The organism is Ramlibacter sp. (genome assembly GCF_036383835.1).
Classification (GTDB): Bacteria; Pseudomonadota; Gammaproteobacteria; order Burkholderiales; family Burkholderiaceae_C; genus Ramlibacter.
Genome location: NZ_DASVNN010000139.1, coordinates 1 through 21514, shown reverse-complemented (window position 1 = coordinate 21514; position 21514 = coordinate 1). Strand labels below are relative to the sequence as shown.

19 protein-coding genes are annotated in these 21514 nt (G+C 69.4%); 11 read left to right on the top strand and 8 right to left on the bottom strand.

Features of this window, described 5'->3' with window-relative positions; genetic code table 11:
• Nucleotides 1-15: 15 nt before the first annotated feature.
• On the bottom strand, nucleotides 16-996 hold the full coding sequence (locus tag VF522_RS21580) for a tripartite tricarboxylate transporter substrate binding protein (RefSeq protein ID WP_330910381.1): 981 nt from the start codon (nucleotides 994-996) through the stop codon (nucleotides 16-18).
• A gap of 326 nt (nucleotides 997-1322) precedes the next feature.
• Here VF522_RS21580 and nirB point away from each other — a divergent pair, with 326 nt between their 5' ends.
• From nirB to VF522_RS21555, 5 genes are all read left to right on the top strand, one after another.
• Nucleotides 1323-3836, top strand: coding sequence for a nitrite reductase large subunit NirB (gene nirB / locus VF522_RS21575; RefSeq protein WP_330910380.1), 2514 nt, complete (start codon nucleotides 1323-1325; stop codon nucleotides 3834-3836).
• 11 nt (nucleotides 3837-3847) lie between these two features.
• Entirely contained in the window at nucleotides 3848-4183 is a 336-nt protein-coding gene (nirD, locus tag VF522_RS21570; RefSeq protein ID WP_330910379.1) for a nitrite reductase small subunit NirD, read from the top strand.
• A 74-nt stretch (nucleotides 4184-4257) separates the two neighbouring features.
• Nucleotides 4258-5070 carry a formate/nitrite transporter family protein gene (locus VF522_RS21565; protein WP_330910378.1) on the top strand — a complete coding sequence of 271 codons (813 nt, stop codon included), beginning with the start codon at nucleotides 4258-4260 and terminating at the stop codon, nucleotides 5068-5070.
• A gap of 1 nt (nucleotide 5071) precedes the next feature.
• Nucleotides 5072-6796 (top strand): protein kinase domain-containing protein, encoded by a 1725-nt coding sequence (locus VF522_RS21560; RefSeq protein WP_330910377.1) that lies wholly within the window; start codon nucleotides 5072-5074, stop codon nucleotides 6794-6796.
• Nucleotides 6797-6944: 148 nt separating this feature from the next.
• A complete protein-coding gene (locus VF522_RS21555) occupies nucleotides 6945-7202 on the top strand; it encodes a hypothetical protein (protein WP_330910376.1) in 258 nt (85 codons plus the stop codon).
• A gap of 4 nt (nucleotides 7203-7206) precedes the next feature.
• On the opposite strand, the gene VF522_RS21550 is transcribed toward VF522_RS21555, so the two are convergent.
• Together VF522_RS21550 and VF522_RS21545 are read right to left on the bottom strand one after the other, a co-directional pair.
• Nucleotides 7207-8523, bottom strand: a complete 1317-nt coding sequence (locus VF522_RS21550; protein WP_330910374.1) for a 3-oxoacyl-ACP reductase — start codon at nucleotides 8521-8523, stop codon at nucleotides 7207-7209.
• A gap of 129 nt (nucleotides 8524-8652) precedes the next feature.
• Nucleotides 8653-9570 carry a LysR family transcriptional regulator gene (locus VF522_RS21545; protein ID WP_330910373.1) on the bottom strand — a complete coding sequence of 306 codons (918 nt, stop codon included), beginning with the start codon at nucleotides 9568-9570 and terminating at the stop codon, nucleotides 8653-8655.
• 136 nt (nucleotides 9571-9706) lie between these two features.
• Between VF522_RS21545 and VF522_RS21540 the strand changes: the two genes are divergently transcribed.
• From VF522_RS21540 to ttdB, 3 genes are read left to right on the top strand one after another with little or no spacing between them, the layout of a single operon-like run.
• A complete protein-coding gene (locus VF522_RS21540; RefSeq protein WP_330910372.1) occupies nucleotides 9707-10675 on the top strand; it encodes a tripartite tricarboxylate transporter substrate binding protein in 969 nt (322 codons plus the stop codon).
• A gap of 4 nt (nucleotides 10676-10679) precedes the next feature.
• A complete protein-coding gene (gene ttdA / locus VF522_RS21535; protein ID WP_414709572.1) occupies nucleotides 10680-11597 on the top strand; it encodes a L(+)-tartrate dehydratase subunit alpha in 918 nt (305 codons plus the stop codon).
• The gene (ttdB, locus tag VF522_RS21530; RefSeq protein WP_330910371.1) at nucleotides 11594-12202 is read left to right on the top strand and encodes a L(+)-tartrate dehydratase subunit beta; all 609 of its coding nucleotides are present in this window, start codon (nucleotides 11594-11596) and stop codon (nucleotides 12200-12202) included. Before ttdA ends, ttdB begins: the two co-directional genes overlap by 4 nt.
• On the opposite strand, the gene VF522_RS21525 is transcribed toward ttdB, so the two are convergent.
• From VF522_RS21525 to VF522_RS21515, 3 genes are all read right to left on the bottom strand, one after another.
• Nucleotides 12195-13574: an MATE family efflux transporter gene (locus VF522_RS21525; protein WP_330910370.1), complete on the bottom strand. Its 1380-nt coding sequence runs from the start codon at nucleotides 13572-13574 to the stop codon at nucleotides 12195-12197. The two genes, ttdB and VF522_RS21525, sit on opposite strands and share 8 nt — an antisense overlap.
• Nucleotides 13571-14272, bottom strand: a complete 702-nt coding sequence (locus VF522_RS21520) for an SDR family oxidoreductase (RefSeq protein WP_330910369.1) — start codon at nucleotides 14270-14272, stop codon at nucleotides 13571-13573. Before VF522_RS21520 ends, VF522_RS21525 begins: the two co-directional genes overlap by 4 nt.
• A gap of 74 nt (nucleotides 14273-14346) precedes the next feature.
• A complete protein-coding gene (locus VF522_RS21515; protein WP_330910368.1) occupies nucleotides 14347-14943 on the bottom strand; it encodes a TetR/AcrR family transcriptional regulator in 597 nt (198 codons plus the stop codon).
• A gap of 150 nt (nucleotides 14944-15093) precedes the next feature.
• On the opposite strand from VF522_RS21515, the gene VF522_RS21510 reads away from it, so the two are divergent.
• Nucleotides 15094-15789 carry a hypothetical protein gene (locus VF522_RS21510; protein WP_330910367.1) on the top strand — a complete coding sequence of 232 codons (696 nt, stop codon included), beginning with the start codon at nucleotides 15094-15096 and terminating at the stop codon, nucleotides 15787-15789.
• A 1-nt stretch (nucleotide 15790) separates the two neighbouring features.
• On the opposite strand, the gene ligD is transcribed toward VF522_RS21510, so the two are convergent.
• Nucleotides 15791-18379, bottom strand: coding sequence for a DNA ligase D (gene ligD, locus VF522_RS21505; RefSeq protein WP_330910366.1), 2589 nt, complete (start codon nucleotides 18377-18379; stop codon nucleotides 15791-15793).
• 79 nt (nucleotides 18380-18458) lie between these two features.
• Nucleotides 18459-19484, bottom strand: a complete 1026-nt coding sequence (locus VF522_RS21500) for a PA2169 family four-helix-bundle protein (RefSeq protein WP_330910365.1) — start codon at nucleotides 19482-19484, stop codon at nucleotides 18459-18461.
• A 217-nt stretch (nucleotides 19485-19701) separates the two neighbouring features.
• On the opposite strand from VF522_RS21500, the gene VF522_RS21495 reads away from it, so the two are divergent.
• Both VF522_RS21495 and VF522_RS21490 read left to right on the top strand, forming a co-directional pair.
• The gene (locus tag VF522_RS21495) at nucleotides 19702-20178 is read left to right on the top strand and encodes a hypothetical protein (protein ID WP_330910364.1); all 477 of its coding nucleotides are present in this window, start codon (nucleotides 19702-19704) and stop codon (nucleotides 20176-20178) included.
• A complete protein-coding gene (locus VF522_RS21490) occupies nucleotides 20175-21017 on the top strand; it encodes a hypothetical protein (RefSeq protein WP_330910363.1) in 843 nt (280 codons plus the stop codon). The genes VF522_RS21495 and VF522_RS21490 overlap by 4 nt, the downstream gene beginning before the upstream one ends.
• Nucleotides 21018-21514: the final 497 nt, after the last annotated feature.

Here is a 21514-nt window from a genome sequence, read left to right as displayed (position 1 = left end):
CTTGGGCGCAACCGATCACTCGGCCTTGATTTTCGCCCGATCGACCACCTGCTTCCAGCGCTTCTGCTCCTGCGCGATGAATTGAGCGAACTGCGCGGGGGTTCCGCCGACCGATTGCGCCGCGTCCTGGTTCAGGCGCTCGAGCGCGCCCTGCGACCTCATCGCCTTCTGCGCATCGGCGGCGAGGCGGTCGATGTTGGCCTGCGCCATGGTGGACGGAGCGAGGATGCCGTACCACTGCGTCATCTCGAAGCCGGGGAAGCCTTGCTCCGCCACCGTCGGCACGTCGGGCAGTTGCGGCAGGCGCTGGGCGGAGCCCGTGGCGATGCAGCGCAGCTTGCCCGCCTTGATGTGCTGGATGATGGCCGATGCGCCGACCGCCGCCGCATCGAGGCGCCCGGCGAGCAGGTCGGTGAGCTGCGGGCCCGTGCCCTTGTAGGGGATGTGCGTGATGAAGATGTTGGCCGTCATCTTCAGGTATTCCATCGCCAGGTGGCCCGCGCTGCCGTTGCCGGCGGAACCGTAGTTCATGGAGCCGGGCTTGGCCTTCACCAGCGCGATGAACTCCTTGAGGTTCTTCGCGGGCACGTTCGGGTTCACCACGTAGAGGCTGGGCACCTTGGCCAGCAGGCTCACCGGCTTGAAGTCCTTGTTGGCGTCGTACGGCAGCTTGTCGTACATGTAGGGATTCACCGCCAGCGTGCCGATGTGGCCCAGGATGATCGTGTGCTGGTCGTCGGCGCGCGCCACTTCGGCCATCGCGATGTTGCCGGAGGCGCCCGGCTTGTTGTCGACGAACACGTTCTGGCCGAGCGTCCTGGCCATCTCCACGGCCGACGAGCGCGCGATGATCTCCGAGCTGCCCCCGGGCGCGAACGGCACCACGAAGCGGATCGGCTTGGACGGCCAGGCCTGCGCGAAGGCGGGCAGCGCCAGCTGGCCGGCGAAGGCGGAAGCGCCGGCGGCGCGGAGGAAGGTTCGTCTCGTCTGGTTCATGGCGGTCCTGGAAGCCGGTGTACCGGCAGGTGGCATGCACCTTAGCGGCGCGGCGCTTTCAATTGGCTTTCAGCGGAAGCCGGACCGCACTGCCAGTGTGCATCCGGTCTTCAGGCCCTGCTCCATCGCGGTGCCAATGGCCTGGCACGGTGCTTGCGTTGATGGAGTCACCTGACGCGCGCCCCAAGGGCGCGCCCTCTCCAGGCCTCCCGGCGCACGCCGACGTGCGCCGACCAGCACAGCGTCGTGCATGGAGGCCTCCCGGTCGGGCACGCCGCGTCCCGTACCGGCCGTGCCCGATCCACCCAGTTCAAGGATTCCCTCGCGTGAAGATCGTCGTCATCGGCCACGGCATGGTCGGCCACAAGTTCCTCGAAAGCCTGAATGACTCGGCACTGGCCGGCACGCAGGTCACGGTGCTGTGCGAGGAGCCGCGCCCGGCCTACGACCGCGTGCACCTGTCCGATTTCTTCAGCGGCCGCAGCGCGGACGACCTCTCGCTGGTCGCGCCCGGCTTCTTCGACGCCTCCGGCTTCGCGCTGAAGCTCGACGCCCGCGCCACGGCCATCGACCGCGCCGCCCGCACCGTCACCGCCAGCACCGGCGAGGTCTTGCCGTACGACAAGCTGGTGCTGGCCACCGGCTCCTATCCCTTCGTGCCGCCGGTGCCCGGCCGCGAGCGCGCCGACTGCTTCGTCTATCGCACCATCGAGGACCTGGAGGCGATGCAGGAATGCGGCGCCCGATCGAAGAGCGGCGTCGTGATCGGCGGCGGCCTGCTCGGACTGGAGTGCGCCAAGGCCCTGCGCGACATGGGCCTGGCCACGCACGTCGTGGAGTTCGCGCCGCGCCTGATGGCGCTGCAGGTCGACGAAGCCGGCGGCCGCATGCTCCGCCGCAAGATCGAGGAGCTCGGGGTGCAGGTGCACACGGGCAGGAACACGCAGCAGATCGTCGGCGGCGAGCAGGCGCGCCACCGCCTGGTGTTCGCCGACGGCAGCCAGCTGGAGACCGACATGCTGGTGTTCTCCGCCGGCATCCGTCCGCGCGACGAGCTGGCGCGCGCCGCCGGCCTCGCGCTCGGCGCGCGCGGCGGAGTGGCGATCGACGAGCATTGCCGCACCAGCGACGAACACATCTACGCCATCGGCGAGTGCGCTGCCTTCGACGGCATGGTCTACGGCCTGGTGGCGCCCGGCTACGACATGGCGCGCGTGGTGGCGCAGCACCTCGCCGGTGCGCCGGCCCGCTTCGCCGGCGCCGACATGAGCACCAAGCTGAAGCTGATGGGCGTGGACGTGGCCAGCATCGGCGACGCGCAGGGCGCCACCGCCGGCAGCCGCGCCTACCAGTTCAGCGACGAGCGCAAGCAGGTCTACAAGAAGATCGTCGTCTCCGACTGCGGCAAGAAACTGCTGGGCGCCGTGATGGTGGGCGACGCCGCGGAGTACGGCACGCTGCTGCAGATGATGCTCAATGGCATCCCGCTGCCGGAAGCGCCCGAGTTCCTGATCCTGCCGCAAGCCGACGGCAACGCGAAGCCGGCGCTCGGGCCCGACGCGCTGCCCGATGCGGCGCAGATCTGCTCCTGCAACGACGTGTCCAAGGGCCGCCTGTGCGGCGCCGTGCGCGACGGCGCCACCACGATCGGCGAGCTCAAGGCCTGCACCAAGGCGGGCACGGCCTGCGGCGGCTGCGTGCCGCTGGTCACGCAGATCATGAAGGCCGAGATGAAGAAGCAGGGCCTGGCGGTGAACAACCACCTGTGCGAGCACTTCCGCTACTCGCGCCAGGAGCTGTTCCACCTGGTGAAGGTGGAGAAGATCCGCAGCTTCGCGGAACTGCTCGGGCGCCACGGCCACGGCCTCGGCTGCGACATCTGCAAGCCGGTGGCCGCCAGCATCTTCGCCTCGGTGTTCAACGATTTCATCCTGGACCCGAAGCTCGCCAGCCTGCAGGATTCCAACGACTACTTCCTCGGCAACATCCAGAAGGACGGCACCTATTCCGTGGTGCCCCGCATGCCGGGCGGCGAAGTCACGCCCGACGGCCTGATGGCCGTCGCCCAGGTCGCGAAGAAGTACGGCCTGTACACCAAGATCACGGGCGGCCAGCGCGTCGACCTGTTCGGCGCCCGCGTCGACCAGCTGCCCGCGATCTGGGAGGAACTGATCGCCGCCGGCTTCGAATCCGGCCATGCCTACGGCAAGTCGCTGCGCACGGTGAAGTCCTGCGTCGGTTCGACCTGGTGCCGCTACGGCGTCGACGACAGCGTCGGCCTCGCGATCGAACTGGAGAACCGCTACAAGGGCCTGCGGGCGCCGCACAAGATCAAGTTCGGCGTCTCCGGCTGCACCCGCGAGTGCGCCGAAGCCCAGGGCAAGGACGTCGGCGTCATCGCCACCGAGAAGGGCTGGAACCTCTACGTGTGCGGCAACGGCGGCATGAAGCCCCGCCACGCGGAACTGCTCGCGTCCGACCTGGGCAAGCAGGACCTGGTGAAGTACATCGACCGCTTCCTGATGTTCTACATCCGCACTGCCGACCGGCTGCAGCGCACCAGCGTGTGGCGCGACAACCTGGAAGGCGGCCTCGATTACCTGAAGGACGTGGTGGTGCGCGACAAGCTGGGCCTGGCCGCCGAACTCGAGGCGGACATGCAGCACGTGGTGGACACCTACGCCTGCGAATGGAAGGAAGCCGTGACGAACCCGGAAACGCGCAAGCGCTTCCGCCAATTCGTCAACAGCGACCGCGCCGACCCCAACGTCGTCTTCGTGCAGGAGCGCGGGCAGATCCGCCCCGCCTCGCCGGAAGAACGCGAAGCCCAACCCGCCTGAGGAGAACCGCCATGCAAGCGAAGAACTGGAAGCCCGTCTGTTCCGTGGACGACATCGTGCCGAACACCGGCGTCTGCGCGCTCGTGGAAGACCGGCACGTCGCCATCTTCCACGTCCTGGACGTCGAAGAAGGCCTGTTCGCGATCGACAACGTCGACCCCAACGTGCAGGCCAGCGTGCTGTCGCGCGGGCTCGTGGGCAACCTGGGCGAGCGCATCGTGGTCGCCTCTCCCATCTACAAGCACCACTTCGACCTGCGCAGCGGCGAATGCCTGGAGGCGCCGGAGCACTCCGTTGCCGCCTATCCGGTGAAGGTCGAAGACCGAACCGTTCTCGTGGCTGTCTAGCGCCCCAGCGCCCCCATCCCGGCCTTCCCCCGGAGGGGGAAGGAGCAAAACCAACACTACAACAGGAGCTTTCCGTGGCCTACCTCGTCCCTTCCGAATTCGTCACCAAGATGGTCGACGCCGGCGAATCCAAGATCTTCATGTCCACCCGCGACACGCTGGTGCGCGCCTACATGGCCGGCGCCATCCTGTGCCTCGCCGCGTGGTTCGCCGTCACCATCAACGTGAACACCGGACAGCCGCTGCTGGGGGCCGTGCTGTTCCCCGTCGGCTTCTGCATCCTGTACCTGCTGGGCTTCGACCTGCTCACCGGCGTGTTCGTGCTCACGCCCCTGGCGCTGATCGACAAGCGCCCGGGCGTCACCGTCAAGGGCGTGCTGCGCAACTGGGGCCTGGTGTTCGTCGGCAACTTCGGCGGCGCCTTCACGGTCGCCCTGGCCATGGCCATCACCACCACCTTCGGCTTTTCCGTCGAGCCCAACGCGGTGGGCAAGGCGATCGGCGTCATCGGCGAGAGCCGCACGCTGGGCTACGCGCACTACGGCGCGGCCGGCATGCTGACGCTGTTCGTGCGCGGCATGCTGTGCAACTGGATGGTCTCTACCGGCGTCGTCGGGGCGATGATTTCCACCACCGTGGGCGGCAAGGTGCTGGCCATGTGGATGCCCATCATGGTGTTCTTCTACATGACCTTCGAGCACTCGATCGTCAACATGTTCCTGTTCCCCTCGGGCCTGCTGCTGGGCGCGCACTTCACGCTGGTGGACTACCTGCTGTGGAACGAGATCCCCACCGTGCTGGGCAACCTGGTGGGCGGCCTGTCCTTCACCGGCCTGACGCTCTACGCCACGCACCTGAAGACGGCGCCCAAGCGCGCCGCCGCCTGAGTTGCTGCAGGTCTCGGCCGGCCAGTACTCCGACGCGGGGCGCAAGCCGGCCAACCAGGACTTCCACGGCCTGTGCGTCCCACGCGGGCCGCAGCGCGCCGCCAAGGGCGTGGCCATCGCGCTGGCCGACGGCATCAGCAGCAGCGATGCCGGCCACCTGGCCAGCGCGGCGGCCGTGCGCAGCTTCCTCGACGACTACTACTGCACGTCCGAAGCCTGGTCCGTCAAGACCTCGGTGGAGCGGGTGCTCGTCGCCGCCAACTCCTGGCTGTTCGCGCAGACGCGCAGCGGCCAGGGCCGCTACGACCGCGACCGCGGCTGGGCCTGCACGCTCAGCGCGCTGGTGCTCAAGTCGCGCACCGCGCACCTGTTCCACGTCGGCGATGCACGCGTCTGGCAGGTGCAGGGCCATGCGCTGGAGCAGCTGACGCAGGACCACCGCGTCTACGCCGGCGGTGGCCAGAGCTACCTGGGCCGCGCGCTGGGCATCGGCGCGCAGCTGGAGATCGACTACCGCGCGCTGCCGCTCGAACGCGGCGACGTCTTCCTGCTTGCCACCGACGGCGTGCATGCCCACGTGACGGAAGCCGCGATGCTCGAGATGCTGCGCCGGCACCCCGACGACCTGGACGCGGCCGCGCGCGCCATCGCCGACGAGGCGCTCCAGTGCGGCAGCGAGGACAACGTCACCGTGCAGGTGCTGCGGATCGACGAATTGCCGGCGCCGGAGATCGGCGAAGTCGCCCGCATGGCGGCGGAGCTGCCGCTGCCGCCCCTGCTGGCGCCGCGCATGGTGTTCGACGGCTTCCGCATCGTCCGCGAACTGCACGCGAGCAGCCGCAGCCACGTCTACCTCGCCGTCGATGAAGACAGCGGCGAGACCGTGGTGCTGAAGACGCCGTCGATCGACCTGAGCGGCGACCCGGCCTACCGCGAGCGCTTCCTGCTCGAGGAGTGGGCCGCCCGCCGCGTCGACAGCCCGCACGTGCTGAGGGCCCCGGCGCCCAGCCGCCGGCGCAACTTCCTCTACGTCGTGCTCGAATACGTGGAAGGCCGCACGCTCACGCAGTGGATGGTGGACCATCCGCGGCCCGACCTGGCCACCGTGCGCGCCATCGTCGACCAGGTCGCGCGCGGCCTGCGCGCGCTGCATCGGCTGGAGATGCTGCACCAGGATCTGCGCCCCGACAACGTGATGATCGACGCCACGGGCACCGCGCGCATCATCGACTTCGGTGCGGTGCGCGTGGCCGGCATCGCGGAGATGGAGGCGGCGGACCGCAACCCGCTGCCCGGCACGGCGCAATACATGGCGCCCGAATACTTCCTTGGGACCGGCGGCGATGCTCGCTCCGACCTGTTCTCGCTGGCCGTGATCGCCTACCAGATGCTGTCCGGCCGGCTGCCCTACGGCGCGGCGGTGGCGCAGTGCCGCAGCGCGGCGGACCAGCGCGGCCTGCGTTGCCAGTCGCTGGCGCCGCTGCGGCCGGACGTGCCGGCCTGGGTCGACGCCGCGCTGCACAAGGCGCTGCAGCCGCTACCGCACAAGCGCTACGGCGACGTCGCCGAATTCGCCTATGCGCTGCACCGGGCCGACCCCGAGTTGCAGCCGCGGCGCCGGCTGGCGCTGGCCGAACGCAATCCGGTGGCTTTCTGGAAGGCGGTGTCGCTGCTGCTGGCGCTGGGGTGGGTGGTGCTGCTCGGATTGCGGACCGCCGGCAAGTAAACCGGCGGCATGCGTCCGGGCTGGCGGCAGAGGTAGCGGGCGTCCTACAGCCGTATCGGCCCGCCGAACATCCGCGGCGCTGTGCCGGGTCCAAGAATGCGGTGCAGTGAAGGGGTCGCACGTCGTCGACCCGAACCGCGGAAGCACCATGGCCGACGAAGCAGACCTCGCATTCGATTCCGAGCAGCGCCACCTGACGCACGCTCTCGCCGCGCAGCGCACCCGTTCCGCCGTCCTGCGGCCGGTGGGCTGCTGCCACAACTGCGGCAACACCGACGACCTCGAAGAGCGCCTGTTCTGCGACGGCGACTGCGCGGCCGACTGGGAATACCAGGATTCGCTGCGGCGCAAGCTGGGATTGCCGCCGGAGCCGGGCTTCGCGGGTCCGGCACCCGCGTTGCACTGACGCTTCAGGCCCCCAGGAAGGACTGGCCGCAGACGCGCAGGGTCTGTCCGCTGATCCCCTGCGCGTCCGCACGCGCGAGGAAGGCGATGGCTTCGGCCACGTCCGCCGGCTGCCCGCCCTGCATCAGCGCGTTCAGGCGGCGGCCCACCTCGCGAACCATGAAGGGAATGCGGTCGGTCATCGCGGTTTCGATGAACCCGGGCGCCACCGCGTTCACCGTGATGCCGCGATCCGCGAGCTCCCGCGCGCGTTCTTCGGCGTAGCCGATCAGTGCGGCTTTCGACGCGGCGTAGTTGGTCTGGCCGGCATTGCCCGCAATCCCGCTGATCGACGCCAGGCAGATCTCGCGCGCATCCGGGCGCAGGGCGTTGGCTTCGTCGAGCGCGCGATCGATCGCCAGCACCGCACGGAAGTTGACGGCCAGCACGCTGTCCCATTCGGCCCGCGTCATGCGCGCGAGCGTGCGGTCGCGCGTGATGCCGGCGTTGTGCACGAGGACGTCGACGCCGCCGCGCGGCGAAACGGCTTCCGCGATCTGCCGCCCCGCGTCGCTCGCCGTGATGTCGAGAGGCAGCGCGCTGCCGCCGATGCGCCGGGCCAGGGCGTCGAGCGCCGCGGCCGTGGCCGGGACGTCCACGCACACCACGAACATGCCGTCGGCGGCCAGCCGTTCCGCGGTGACGATACCGATGCCGCCCGTTGCCCCGGTGACGACGGCGGTGCGGCCTTGCAAGGCGAGTGCCGGGGCGGCTTGCGCCTCGCGCAGGCGCAAGGCCTGGCCCGACACGTAGGCGGATCGGTCGCTGCAGAAGAATCCGAGCGGGCCCGCGAGCGCAGGGAGGGCGGATGGCGCCAGGTAGATGCAGTTCGCGGTCCCACCGCGCCGTCCGGCCTCCTTCGCGAGCGAGCGCGTGAAGCCCTCGATCGCGCGAGCGCACGCTGCCGCCTCAGGTCCTTGCGCATCCCCATTGGCGAGCAGCAGCACGCGACCACTGTCGGCGAGCCGTCCGACAGCGGAGGGGACCTGTGCGTGCAGCCAGGCCAGCGAGTCCGCCGTCGTGCAGCCGGTGGCGTCGACGACCACCGCGTGGAGCGAGCCTTTTCCCGACAAGCCCGCGCCTTGCGACGCCAGCCCTTCGCTGCAGCTCGCCGCGGCGAATCCGCCCAGGCCTTCCAGCACCTGCACTTCGCGTCCGGCAAATTCCTGCGGCGACCGCGGAGCGGTGCGGCGCGCCAGCACGCGCGGCCGCGGCAGGCGCAGGGCGCGCACGATCGGAGCAGCCCAGGGTGTGTTGGCGAGATCCAGGAGGCGGTCGGTCATCGGCCACGCTTATACAGCAGCGGCATGGCGTGACGACGACCCGTAGGGTGGGCAAGCTTTGCTTGCCCACCATGGACACGCGACGAAACGGTGGGCAAGCGGAGCTTGCCCACCCTACGAAACTACGAGCTACGAGCTCAACGAAGCCGCCACGAAATCCACCAGCGCCTTCACCCGCACCGAAGACCGGTGCTGCTGCGAATACACCGCGTAGATGTCCGCATCCGGGCTGCTGTAGCCGGTGAGCACCTGCACCAGCCGTCCGCTCGCCAGGTAGCGCTGCACGTCCCACTCCGCCCGCAGCAGCACGCCGTGGCCCTCCAGCGCCCAGTTCACCGCGATGCCGCCGTCGTTGGTGGTGAGGTTGCCGCGGATCTTCACGGTTTCGGCGTGGTCCGAGCCGTTGCGGCTGCCGCGTGACGGCGTGAAGCGCCAGGTGCCGTAGGCCTCGTCGCCCTGGCGAATGCCGATGCAGTTGTGCCGGGCGAGCTCGCGCGGCGCCGACGGCGTGCCGTGCTTTTTCAGGTAGCCGGGCGAGGCCACCACGATCCGCCGGTTGGACGCGATGAAGCGGGCGATGCCGCGCGAGTCGGGCGGATGGCCGAAGCGGAAGCACACGTCGTACGCGTCGTCCGTGAGCGGCGGCGGATTGACCGACAGTTGCAGCTGCACGTCCACCTTCGGGTGCTTGCGCACGAACTGCGAGATCAGCGGCGCGATGTGGCTGCGGCCGAAGCCGAGCGTGGCGTTCACCCGCAGCGAGCCCTGCGGCGCCTGCTTCAGGCCCACCAGCTGGTGCTCCATGTCCTCGATCTCGCCCAGGATCTTGCGGGCGTTCTCGAGGTAGACCTCGCCCTCGGGCGTCAGCCCCATGCGCCGCGTGGTGCGGGTCACGAGGGCGGTGCCGAGACGCGCCTCGATCTGCGTCAGCCGCTTGCTGACCGCGGGCGTCGTGATGCCCAGTTCGCGCGCGGCCGCCGTGAGGCTGCCGCACTGGACCAGCGTGGAGAAGAAGCCGAGGTCCGCGGCTTGGATGGCCTTGCCCATGGCCGCGATTGTGGCTTGGGATTGTTGAATCCAGGGAAAGGCCGCCTTGATTTCTCGAACGTCTGTTGAAACCCCAGGCTCCTACAGTGCGGTCCATGGCGTGCGACGCGCGCCCCATCCACCGAGGAGACATCCCGTGCACTTCCCCGTGAAACGCATCGCCGCCGCCGCGGCACTCACCGTCCTGGCCGGCGGCGCTTGCGCGCAGGCCTGGCCCGCCAGGACGGTCACCATCGTCGTCCCGTTCCCGGCCGGCGGCACCACCGACGTCCTGGCCCGCGCGATCTCCACCAAGCTGTCGGCCGCCATCGGCCAGACGGTGATCGTCGACAACAAGCCCGGCGCGGGCGCGACGCTCGGCGCCGCGCAGGTCGCCAAGGTGAACGACGGCGGCCACACGCTGCTGATGGGCGCGGTGCACCACACCGTCGCGACCAGCGTCTACAAGAACCTGTCGTACAGCTTCGAGAAGGACTTCGCGCCGGTCACCACCGTGGCCATGGTGCCCAACGTGCTGGTGGTGAACGCCACCGCGCCGTTCGCGACCGTGAAGGACCTGGTCGCGGCCGCCAAGGCGAAGCAGGAGAGCTTCGCCTACGGCTCCAACGGCAACGGCACCGCGCAGCACATGATCGGCACGCAGTTCCAGCTCGCCACCGGAGCGAAGCTGCTGCACGTGCCGTACAAGGGCAGCGCGCCGCTCACGACCGACCTGCTGGGCGGCCAGGTGAGCATGTCCTTCGACACGATCACGCCGGTGCTGCCCTTCATCAAGGAAGGCAAGCTCAAGCCGCTGGCCGTGACCACGGCCAAGCGCTCCGCGGCATTGCCCAACGTGCCCACGCTGCAGGAAGCGGGCGTGCCCAACCTCGCCATCGGCACCTGGTTCGGTCTGCTGGCCCCGGTCTCCACGCCAAAGCCGGTGGTCACGCGCCTGAACACCGAGATCGTGAAGATCATCAACAGCCCCGAATTCCGCAAGCAGATGGCGGACATCGGCGCCGAACCCGTGGGCAACAAGCCCGAAGAGATGGCCAGGCAGATCCGCGAGGAAACCGCGAAGTTCGCCGAGCTGGTGAAGGCCGGCAAGGTCACCCTGGAGTAATCGAATGCAGCAAGTAGCCGAGCTGGACCGCGAAGCCGCGGTCGCCGACCTGACCCGCCTGATGTCGAAGTTCACTTCGTACATCGGCAAGCGCCTGCCGGTGGACGTCACCCAGAAACTGGGCGAGCTGCGCGAGCAGGAAGTGAACTTCCTCGCCAAGGAAGTCTACGAATCGATGCGGGAGAATCAGGAAGCCGCCGACAAGCTGGATCGCCCGAGCTGCCAGGACACCGGCGTGATCCAGTACTTCCTGACCGCGGGCGCCAACTTCCCGCTGCTGGGCGAGCTGGAGGAGATCCTGCAGGGCGCCACGGCCGGCGCCACCAAGGAAGGTCCGCTGCGCCACAACGCGGTGGAGACCTTCGACGAGAAGAACACCGGCACCAACACCGGCTCGAAGATTCCCTGGCTCGACTGGGAGATCGTCCCGGGCAGCGACAGCGTGACGGTCGACGTCTACATGGCCGGCGGCGGCTGCACCCTGCCGGGCAAGGCGACGGTGCTGATGCCCGGGCAGGGCTACGAAGGCGTGGCGGAGTTCGTGTTCGACGTGATCACGTCGCGCGGCGTCAATGCCTGCCCGCCGCTGCTGGTCGGCGTGGGCGTGTCGACGTCCGCCGAGACCGCGGCGCGCCTGTCGAAGAAGGCCATCCTGCGTCCCGTCACCTCGCGCAACAAGAACGACAAGGCGGCGCTGATGGAGGAATTGCTGGCCGACGGCCTCAACGAACTGGGCCTGGGCCCGCAGGGCCTGACCGGCAAGTCCAGCGTGATGGGCGTGAACATCGAATCGTCCGCGCGCCACCCGTCCACCATCGGCGTGGCGGTGTCCACCGGCTGCTGGGCGCACCGCCGCGGCCGCATCCAGATCAACGCCGACATGTCGTGGGAAGTCATCTCCCACAAGGGATTCAAGCTGTGAAGAAGATCCTGACCACCCCGATCAAGGACGAGGACCTGGAGTCGCTGAACGCCGGCGACGTCGTTTACCTCACCGGCACCCTGGTGACCTGCCGCGACGTCGCGCACCGCCGCCTGATCGAACTGGGCCGCGAGCTGCCGGTCGACCTCAAGGGCGGCGCGATCTTCCACGCCGGCCCGATCGTGCGGCAGAAGGAGAACGGCGAGTACGAGATGGTCTCCATCGGCCCGACCACCAGCATGCGCATGGAGAAGTTCGAGAAGGAGTTCATCGCGCGCACCGGCGTGAAGCTGATCGTCGGCAAGGGCGGCATGGGCGCCGACACGCAGGCAGGCTGCGTCGAGAACAAGGCCGTCCACGCGATCTTCCCGGGCGGCTGCGCCGTGCTGGCCGCCACCAAGGTCGAGAAGATCGAGGCGGCGGAGTGGACGGACCTCGGCATGCCCGAGACGCTGTGGGTGAACCGCGTCAAGGAGTTCGGCCCGCTGATCATCTCGATCGATACCAAGGGCCGCAACCTGATCGAGGAGAACAAGGCGGTCTTCAACGAGAAGAAGAAGCCGATCCTCGAGCGGATCAACCAGCAGGTGCGCTTCATCAGCTGACGCGCGGCGGCGGCGCCTCGGCCCAGTCGGCCAGGTGCGTCGCCGCTCCCAGGGTGAGTCCCAGGGCGGAGAGGCTCAGGGCCACCACCGCATAGAGCGCTTCGGGCGGCGCGCCGGCCACGTGCACCGCGAACCAGCCGCCGACCGCGACCACCGCCAGCCGCAAGGAGCTGGCTACCAGCGGCCACGCGAGCCGGCCCGCGCCTTGCGAGGCGAAGAAGAGCGCCAGTCCCAGTCCGAAGAAACCGTAGCAGCCGCCGACGATGCGCAGGTAGGTGCTCCCCGCCGCCTGCACCGCCGGGTCGGCCGTGAACAGCGCCATCCAGAGCTGCGGGACGAGTGCCGCGGCGAGGCCGATCACGCCCGTGATGGCCCACACCAGACCAGCGCCGGCCCAGGTCACGCGCTTGGCGCGCACCGCTTGCCGAGCGCCCATGTTGGTGGCGACCATCGCGGTGAGGGCGCTGCCGACGCCGAACGCGATCGGAACGAGGATGTACTCCAGCCGCGCCGCGATGCCGTAACCCGCGACCGCGAGGGTGCCGAACACGCCGACATAGGCGGTGGCCAGCGCGATCGACCCGTTGCTCAGGATCGGATTGATCGAGGAGGGCAGGGCCAGCTGCAGGATGCCGCGGAAGGACTCGCGCTGCAGCTGCCAGCGCGCGCCGAGCAGGCGCACCGGACGGTCGCGCCGCGACAGCCAGGCCAGGAGCGCGATGGCGGACACCGCGTTGCACAAGACGGTGCTGGTCGCCGCGCCTGCCACGCCCAGCGGCGGGATCGGGCCCGCGCCGAACACGAGCAGCGGGCACAGCAGCAGGTGCATGGCCGTCGTACCGACCAATGCCGCCGCTGCGGCGCCCATGTGCCCGGCGCCGCGCGCGACGCCGGCGAGCGCGTTGACGGTCCAGACCGCGGCGGCACCCGTGAACAACACGCCCGCATAGGCCGTGGCATGCGCGAGCACGTCGCCGCGCGCGCCGAGCGCCTCGTACAGCGCCGGGCGCGTGGCGAGCAGCGTGAACAGTAGCGAGGCGGCGAGCCCGATCAGAACCGCGTGGCGCGCGAGCCGCGTCGCGCGCTGCGCATCGCCGGCGCCGAGCGCCCGTGCAACGACCGCCGTGGTGCTGCCGCCGAGTCCGCCCGCCGACATCTGCAGCATCAGCATCGCCAGCGGCAGCACCACCGCGACGCCGGCGAGCGCATCGGCGCCGAGCCGGCCCACGATGTAGCCGTCGAAACCGATGACGACGGTGTTGGCGAACAGGCCCACGATGTTGGGCGTGGCCAGCCGTAGCAGCGTGGGCAGCACGGGGCCGCTCAGCATGCGCTGCGTGGCGGCGGATGCGGCCAGGGCGGCGGTGCTCACAGCGGCGCCAGGTACGCGGGGGAATCGGAGGCCAGCGACTGCCTGACCTGGCGCGTGGCTTCGTCGGCGAGGATCTCCAGCACGCCGGCTTCGAGGCCGTCGAGCGCAGCGCGCACGATCGCTTCCGGCGTCGACTTCGGCATCTCGATGCCGCGCGTGAGGTCGGTGTCGACGAAGCCCATGTGCAGGGCCGAGACCTGCGTGCCTTGCGCGCGCAGCTCGTGCCGCAGGCCGTTCGTCAGGGCCCAGGCCGCCGACTTGCTCGCGCCGTAGGTTCCCAGCAGCGGGCGGTTGATCCAGCTCGCGATCGACAGCACGTTGAGCATGGCGCCACCGCCGTTGCGCGCGAGCACGGGGCCGAAGGCCTGCGCCATGCGCAGCATGCCGAAGAAATTCGTCTCGAACTGCCGGCGCGTGGTCTCCAGCGTCGGGTCGTCGAGGAAACCGCCGGTGGCCGCGATGCCGGCGTTGTTGATCAGCACGTCGACGTCGCCGCAGTCGCGTGCCGCCCGCGCCACCTGCTCGGGATCGGTGACGTCCAGCGCGATGGGGTAGACGCCGGGCAGGCTGACGCTGGCGGGATCGCGCGCGGCCGCATAGACCCGGCGCGCGCCGCGGGCGAGGGCTTCGCGGGCGAAGGCAAGGCCGATGCCGCGGTTGGCGCCGGTGATCAGGACGGTGGCTTGGGCGAGTTGCATGGGGGGTTCCTGGTGAATATGACGGCCGTCATATTTGCGGCCGTGGAAAAGCGCGCTGGGCGGCGCGCGCCGTGTCACCGGCCGGCGGGCCGGGGGGATTCGAAGCGTTCGAGCAGGAATTGCCGCGCGGCGGCAAGGTGCCGGCGGCCCTGCGCGTTGTCGCCCAGCATGCGGGCGACCTGCAGCGAGCCGACCAGTTGCGACGCGACGATCGCCGCGGTGCCGGCCGGTGCGTCCGCGGGGAGCACCGACTCCACGAGGGCGATGAGGGAGCGCACGCGGGCTGCCGCGGCATCGCGCACCGCGTCGGCCTGCCGCGGCATCTCGGAGGCGAGAGCGGCCACCGGGCAGCCGCTTTCGGGCGAGGCGAGATGGCGATCGGAGAGGTAGTTGTCCACCAGCGCGCGCAAGCGGCTGTGCCCCTTCGACTCGCCGGCGGCCATGGACTTGTGCAGTCGCGCGCGGCTGTCTTCGCCGGCATGCTCGAGCGCCTCGGCCAGCAGCGCGTCGCGCGACGCGAAGTGCGCATAGAAGCCGCCGTGCGTGAGGCCCGCCTTCTTCATGATGTCGGCGACGCCGATGCCGTGGAAGCCGGTGCTGCGCAGGGCGCGCGCGGCCGTGTCGACGATGCGGTCGTGGGTCAGTTGCTTGCGGCTGGGGGCGGCGTCCATGCAAAGCTCCGGTGCGGGGAAGCGAAGGATACGCGCAATATGATGGCCATCATATGAATGCGGTCATCCCGCGGCGAAGACCGGCGTCTTGCCCAGCGGATCGCGCGTTCTTCGTTTGACACCGCTCGGCCGCTGAAATACGCTGGCCGCATGTCGGCTGCACCAGGCTCGTTGTCGAGCACGAACTTCCCTCCCGCCGATGCGGAGGCCGCGCGTTACGCCTTGTTGCGCCGGCTCGCACCCTCGATGCGGCACCACCTGGTGGTCAACCTGCAGCCGATCGGCATGATCTACGAGGTGATGGAGCGCCGGCTGCGGCAGCCGGCTCCCGACCTCGCGCACGTGCACGACAGCGCCAGCAAGATCAACGGTTTCGCCCGCGCCGCCCTGAATTCCTGCCTCGACGTCGTGAGCTGGCTCGCGGCCGACGACACCGTGTCCGTGCCGGTCGAGGAGGCCGTGCGCGAGTGCACCACGCTGCTGGCGACGAGCCTCAGCTTCCGCGGCTACGCGCTGCGCAACAACGTGACGCCCATCCCGGGGCTGGTGAAACGCTCGGGCATCCGCAACCTGCTGTCCGGCGTGCTGATCCATTGCACGGACCACGCCACCCCGCCGTCGGACCTCGAGCTGTCCTGTGTTGCCGAAGCCGATGCCGCGCGCATCACGGTGAACGTGCGCTTCACCGACGGCGAGAAGGGTTTCGGCGGCGAGGCGAACTACCGCAAGCTCGCCTGGTCGGATCTCGAGGCGCTGGCCGCGGCCGACGGCGTGGAGCTGATGCGCGAGGGCGAGCGCATCGAGTTGCGGCTGCCGTGGATGGCGGAGCGTCCGCGCGCAGCGTAGGTCAGCCGCGCGGTTCGAAACCCAGCTTCTTCATCGGCGCGGCGAGCGCCGCCCGGCTCGTCTCGTAATCGTCCCAGGGCGCGTTGCCCTGGTCCAGGCGCGTGTGCACCGTCCGCACCGTCCAGTGCGCGCCGCCCTTGAGGTCCTGCAACTCGTCCCAGCGCACCGGCACCGAGATGCCGAGTCCGGGCCGCGCGCGGGCCGACCAGGCACACACGGTGGTCGCACCGTAGCCGTTGCGCAGGTAGTCGATGAAGATGCGGCCCACCCGGTTCTTCGCGCCGCTCTTGGCGACGAAGCGGTCCGGCAGGGTGCGCGCGAGGTGCTGCACCACGGCCTGCGAGAAGTCCTTCACCGTGTCCCAGTCGAACTGCTTTTTCAGCGGCACCACGAGGTGCAGGCCCTTGCCGCCGCTGGTCTTGAGGAAACAGGGCAGGTTCAGTTCGTCGAGCATGGTGCGCACCAGCGTCGCGGCCTCCTGGATCTGCGCCCAGGCGACGCCCTCGCCGGGGTCGATGTCGAAGGTCATGCGGTCCGGCTTGGCGATGGTGCGCACCACGCCGTTCCACGTGTGGATCTCGACCACGTTCATCTGCGCCGCGGACAGGATGCCTTCGGGCTGCGCGATCTTCACCATCGGCGGGTGGCCGGGAAAGATGTCCGGCTCCAGCGGCACCACGCCGTTCATCTTGTAGCGGTCCAGGTGCTTCTGGAAGAACAGCTGGCCTTCGATGCCGTCCGGGGCCCGCACCATCGCGATCGGGCGATCCTCCAGGTGCGGCATCATGAAGGGCGACACCAGCGCGTAGTAGCGCACCAGCTCGATCTTGGTCACGCCGCTTTGCGGATCGACCACGCGGTCCGGATTGCTGATGCGAAGGCCGGGCGGCAGCGTGCTGGCGGCGGCAGCGGACGCATCCGGCGCGGGCGCGGGAGCTGCCGATTTCTTCGCCGCGGCCGGGCGCGGCTTGCGCGCCGGCTGGTCCGCCGGCGGTTCATGCACCGCTTCCTCGACGCCGATCGCTTGCGGCGGCTTGTCGCTGCGCAGGCCGTGGAACACCGAATGGCGGATCTTGCCGTCGCGCGTCCATTCGCCGAACGACACCTCGCACACCAGCTCGGGCTTCACCCAGTGCGCCGCGCGCGGGATGCCGCTGCCGGCCTGGAAGGGCGCACGCTCCTGCGCGATCCTGTCCAGCCGCGCGCGCAGGTCCTTCAGCGTGGCTTCGCTGAAGCCGGTGCCGACATTGCCGGCGTAGTGCAGCTTGCCGTCGTCGCCATGCACGCCGAGCAGCAGGGAGCCGATGCCGGTGCGCGCGCCCTTGGGATCGGTCCAGCCGCCGATCACGAATTCCTGCCGCAGCTTGCACTTGAGCTTGATCCAGTCGCTGGAGCGGCGGCACACGTAGGCCGAGTCGCGCCGCTTGGCGATCACGCCTTCCAGCCCGAGGCGGCAGGCCGAATCGAGCATCTGCTGCGCCGGCACGTCGAACACCGCGCTGAAGCGCACGTTCGAATGCGGCTTGCGCTCGACGATGCGCTGCAGCACCTCGCGCCGCTGCAGCAGCGGCACCTCGCGCAGGTCGTGGCCGGCGCAGTAGGGCAGGTCGAACAGGTAGTAGACGATCCGTTCGGTGCGGTGGCTGTCGAACGCGCCCTGCAGCGCCTGGAAGTCCGCGGGCACGTCTTCGCCCGGCATGATGATCTCGCCGTCGTACCAGCCGTCCGGCAAGTCCATCGCCTGCATCGCCTTCACGAGCCCGGGCAGCCGCGACGTCCAGTCGTTGCCGTTGCGGGTGACCAGCTCGATGCGGCCGGATTCGACGCGGGCCAGCATGCGATAGCCGTCGAACTTGATCTCGAAGATCCATTGCCCGGGGTCGCGCGGTGCTTCGTCCACCAGCACGGCCAGTTCGGGTTGCAGGGTCTTCGGCAATGCGGCACGGACGGCGCCTTCGGGCGGGCCCGAGGTCGGAGCGGCCGCGGGCCGGGCCGCCGCTTTCGCGCCCGGCGCGGCACCCGCTTTCGGCCGGTCGGCCAGCTTCTGCACGCTGTCCGGCATCTCGTCGACCAGGCTGTATTCGGCGGCGGAACGCGCGAAGTCGTCGCGCTCCTTGATCAACAGCCAGGGATCCTTGCCGCGGTCGCCGCGGCCCTTCATGCGCACCAGGGCCCAGTGGCCGTGCAGCTTGTGCCCGCGCAGTTCGAACTTCAGCTTGCCTTCGCGCCAGCCCTTGCGCGGATCCTCCAGCGGGATCCAGGTGCCCTTGTCCCAGATGATCACCTTGCCCGCGCCGTAGTTGCCGGCCGGGATGGTGCCTTCGAACCTGTTGTACGCGATGGGATGGTCCTCGGTGGGCATCGCCATGCGCTTGTCGTTGGGGTCGTAGCTGGGGCCCTTGGGGACGGCCCAGCTCTTCATGGTGCCTTCCAGCTCCAGCCGGAAGTCGTAGTGCAGCCGCGTGGCCCAGTGCTTCTGCACCACGAAACTGCGTGCGTCCTCGTTCGCCTCGCCGCCTTCCGCCGGTTCCGGCGTGGCGTCGAAATTGCGCTTGTCGCGGTAGGTCTTGAGGGCGTTCTTGTCTGCCATGGCAGCGTTGGGCGTTGGGCGTTCAGAGTTGAGCGTAAGTCGAAACCACGCTCAACGCTCGACGCTCAACGCTCAACCATCAGGCACCTGCGCGGAACTGGTCGCGCAGCATCTTCACCTGGTCGTGGTTGCGCTGCACGCCCTGCATCTGGCGCTCGACCACCGTGCGCGCGGTCGACGGCAGGTTCTTCTGCAGGGCCTTGGTGTAGCGCGCCTTGGCGTTGTCCTCGCCGCGCTCGGCTTCCTCCAGCACCGCCTTGTCGTCGTAGGTGGTCAGCTTGGACTTGATCGACACCCAGCCGCGGTGCATCGCGCCCATCGCGCTGCCGCCGTCCTCCGGCGTGCCGCCGCATTCGCGGATCAGCTGGTTCAGTTCCTGGGCGCCGCGGCGGCAATCGTCGGCGCGCTGCAGGAAGGTCGAGCGCAGGTCCTCGCGCCTGGCCTGTTCGGCGCACTCGCGGAATCCGTACTCGCCGTCCTTGCAGCATTCGACCAGGTCGCGCAGCACGTCCAGCACGTCGCCGCGGTCACCGTCGTCGTTGCCTGCCTGCTGCATCGCGCCGACCGCGCCGGCGGTGCCCATGGCCGCGCCCGAGTTCGCGTAACCTGCGTTCCGGTTGTTGAAGTCGCGGTACTGCTCGTCGGCACGGGTCCAGGCCGCCTGCGAGGCCGGCCGGGCGCGATCCCACTCCAGCGTGGAGGTGTCGCGGGACGTGTCCCATTCGGAAGCCAGGCGCGGCTCGACCGAGGTCCAGGGATCCTGGGAGCGCTGGCGGCCCGACAGGCCGAGGCGGTAGGCCGGGGCGTAGTCGTCGTAGCTGCGTCCCTGCTCGTAGTACGGTTCGCGGTTGTAGTTGTCGCGCCAGAAGGCTTCCTCGGCCGTCGGGTTCACCGCTTCGCCCGCGGCCTTGCCGGCGAGACCGCCGACCACGGCACCGACGACACCGCCCACCGCGGCGCCCACCGGCCCGGCGATCGAGCCAGCCGCCGCGCCCGCGACGGCCCCGCCAGTCGCGCCCACGGCCGTGCCGATGGGATGCGAGCCGGGTTCGTCGGTGATGGGGTCTCGATTCAGGTCACGTTCTTCGCGTTCTTCAGCAGCCATTGCTTGCTCCTTGTCTGTAGGGGGTGAAAGGTCTGTCCACCATCTTGGGACGGTGGCCCATCCGGCCCGTGCGACGGACGCCGACGACGCGTGTAGGAAACGTCGGGCGCGAGGCCGAATTCCTTGCGTGGCTGAGCGCACGCACAGGGGAACACAAGAACGTCCTACACGCTCGCCGGGCCGCGTGCCTCACTCTGGTGCCCGACGGGTGCCACCCATGAAATATTCGTTGCGCAAGACGCCATCCCACCTCCACCTCACGTACAAGTACGGCGAGTCCAACGGCGGCCTGCTGGGCCGCAACCTGCTGCTGGAGGCGGAGGGCAACCTGCTCACGCTCGAGATCGACCTCTCGGCCAACCTGCTGGCGCGCAACAAGCAGTCGCCCTGGTACCTGGACGCGATCGGCCTCTCCTCCAACTACCACAAGCTCAAGTCGCTGCAGTGCCCGGACAACCTGGTGCGCGCACGGCTGATCCGGGCGTGGGAGGGCGTGAGCGATCCCAGGCTGCGCATGCGGCTCGTGCTCAGTCCGAAGGGCCGCTATCTGTACGAGGTGGCGCCGCACTCGCTGTTCATGGGCGGCATCCAGCTGGACGTCCAGGCCTTCCTGGAAGACGAGTCCGAAACCTCCGTCCAACCCGAGGCTTCCACGGTCAGCGAGGAAGCCGATCCCGACAGGAACCACGCATGACGACCGTCCGATTCGCCCGCTCCCTCACCAGCGCGGCAGCCGCCTGCCTGCTCGCCTTCGGCGCGCTGCAGGCCCATGCCGACGCGGGCGCGCTGCGCGCCCGCCACGCGGAGCTGGCCGACCAGCTGCGCAACAACACCTTCGGCCGCCAGATGGTGATCGATTCGGCCGAGGGCCACAACGCGCTGCAGGGCGACGTCTATGCCGTGCTGGACCATCCCTACGAAAAGGTCAAGCGCGCGCTGCAGGATCCGGACGCGTGGTGCGACATCATGCTGCTGCCCTTCAACACCAAGGCCTGCCAGGCCAGCGGCAACCAGCTGGCGATGCGCATCGCCCGCAAGCCGGACCAGCCCGCGGACCAGGCGTACCCGATCAGCTTCAATTTCCAGAACATGGCGGCCGGCGCCGACTACCTGGAGAGCCGCCTGAATGCCGGACAAGGCCCCTTCGGCACGCGCGACTACCGCATCAGCGCCGAGGCGGTGCCGCTGGAGAACGGCAAGACCTTCATGCACATGCGCTACGCCTACGGTTACGGCGGCAGCGGCAAGTTCGCCATGCAGGCGTACCTGGCCACGGCGGGTGCCAACAAGGTGGGCTTCACCACCAACGGCCTGCGCGGCGCGGTGGAGCGCAATGCGATGCGCTATTACCTCGCGATCGACGCCTACCTCGACACCATGGACGAACCTTCGGCCCAGCGCATGGACAAGCGCATCAACCACTGGTTCAGCGGCACCGAGCGCTATCCGCGCCAGTTGCGCGAGATGGATCGGGCGACGTACGTGGCGCTGAAGCGGCAGGATTACGGCGCGCAGCAGACGGCGGGCCGCTGACGTCACCCCCGCGCAGGCGGGGGCCCAGGGCTTCCTGCATTTGAAGCGGCGCTATCGCGCCGTTTCCCGCTTTTGGGCATCGCGCCGGCTGCCAGCCCCCGCCCGCACGGGGGCTGGCAGCAGGGCAGGGCGGTGGCGCATCGATCCGTTGCTATCGTCACCGCCATGGGGCCTGGCGTAGGGTGGGCAAGCTCGCTTGCCCACCGTTTCCCCGTGGACCGTCATGGTGGGCAAGCAAAGCTTGCCCACCCTACAGGGATCCCACCTGGTCGATCAAGCAGAGCTCTGAACGTCGCGGCAGGCGGTGCGTGGTGTGGGCCCGCATCAAGGGGCGAGCGCCTGAAAGTCGGATCCCGGCGCCGCAGCACGGCTACGAGAGCGCTCAGCGCGAATCGAGCCGTGCGTACGTTTCTGGCTCGCGAAGCTGTTCGAGTCTGGAGTTTGCCCGCGCGCGGGCAAACTCCAGCGGAGTTCTTCGCGTGGCGGCGCCGGGATCC

Bases quoted from the DNA above. Each gene is read 5' to 3' on its own strand.
- VF522_RS21520 (WP_330910369.1), bottom strand. From the start codon at position 14,272: ATGCAACTCGCCCAAGCCACCGTCCTGATCACCGGCGCCAACCGCGGC.
- ligD (WP_330910366.1), bottom strand. From the start codon at position 18,379: ATGGCAGACAAGAACGCCCTCAAGACCTACCGCGACAAGCGCAATTTC.
- VF522_RS21555 (WP_330910376.1), top strand. From the start codon at position 6,945: ATGGCCGACGAAGCAGACCTCGCATTCGATTCCGAGCAGCGCCACCTG.
- VF522_RS21490 (WP_330910363.1), top strand. From the start codon at position 20,175: ATGACGACCGTCCGATTCGCCCGCTCCCTCACCAGCGCGGCAGCCGCC.
- VF522_RS21580 (WP_330910381.1), bottom strand. From the start codon at position 996: ATGAACCAGACGAGACGAACCTTCCTCCGCGCCGCCGGCGCTTCCGCC.
- VF522_RS21545 (WP_330910373.1), bottom strand. From the start codon at position 9,570: ATGGGCAAGGCCATCCAAGCCGCGGACCTCGGCTTCTTCTCCACGCTG.
- VF522_RS21550 (WP_330910374.1), bottom strand. From the start codon at position 8,523: ATGACCGACCGCCTCCTGGATCTCGCCAACACACCCTGGGCTGCTCCG.
- ttdA (WP_414709572.1), top strand. From the start codon at position 10,680: ATGCAGCAAGTAGCCGAGCTGGACCGCGAAGCCGCGGTCGCCGACCTG.
- nirD (WP_330910379.1), top strand. From the start codon at position 3,848: ATGCAAGCGAAGAACTGGAAGCCCGTCTGTTCCGTGGACGACATCGTG.
- VF522_RS21515 (WP_330910368.1), bottom strand. From the start codon at position 14,943: ATGGACGCCGCCCCCAGCCGCAAGCAACTGACCCACGACCGCATCGTC.
- VF522_RS21510 (WP_330910367.1), top strand. From the start codon at position 15,094: ATGTCGGCTGCACCAGGCTCGTTGTCGAGCACGAACTTCCCTCCCGCC.
- VF522_RS21495 (WP_330910364.1), top strand. From the start codon at position 19,702: ATGAAATATTCGTTGCGCAAGACGCCATCCCACCTCCACCTCACGTAC.
- VF522_RS21500 (WP_330910365.1), bottom strand. From the start codon at position 19,484: ATGGCTGCTGAAGAACGCGAAGAACGTGACCTGAATCGAGACCCCATC.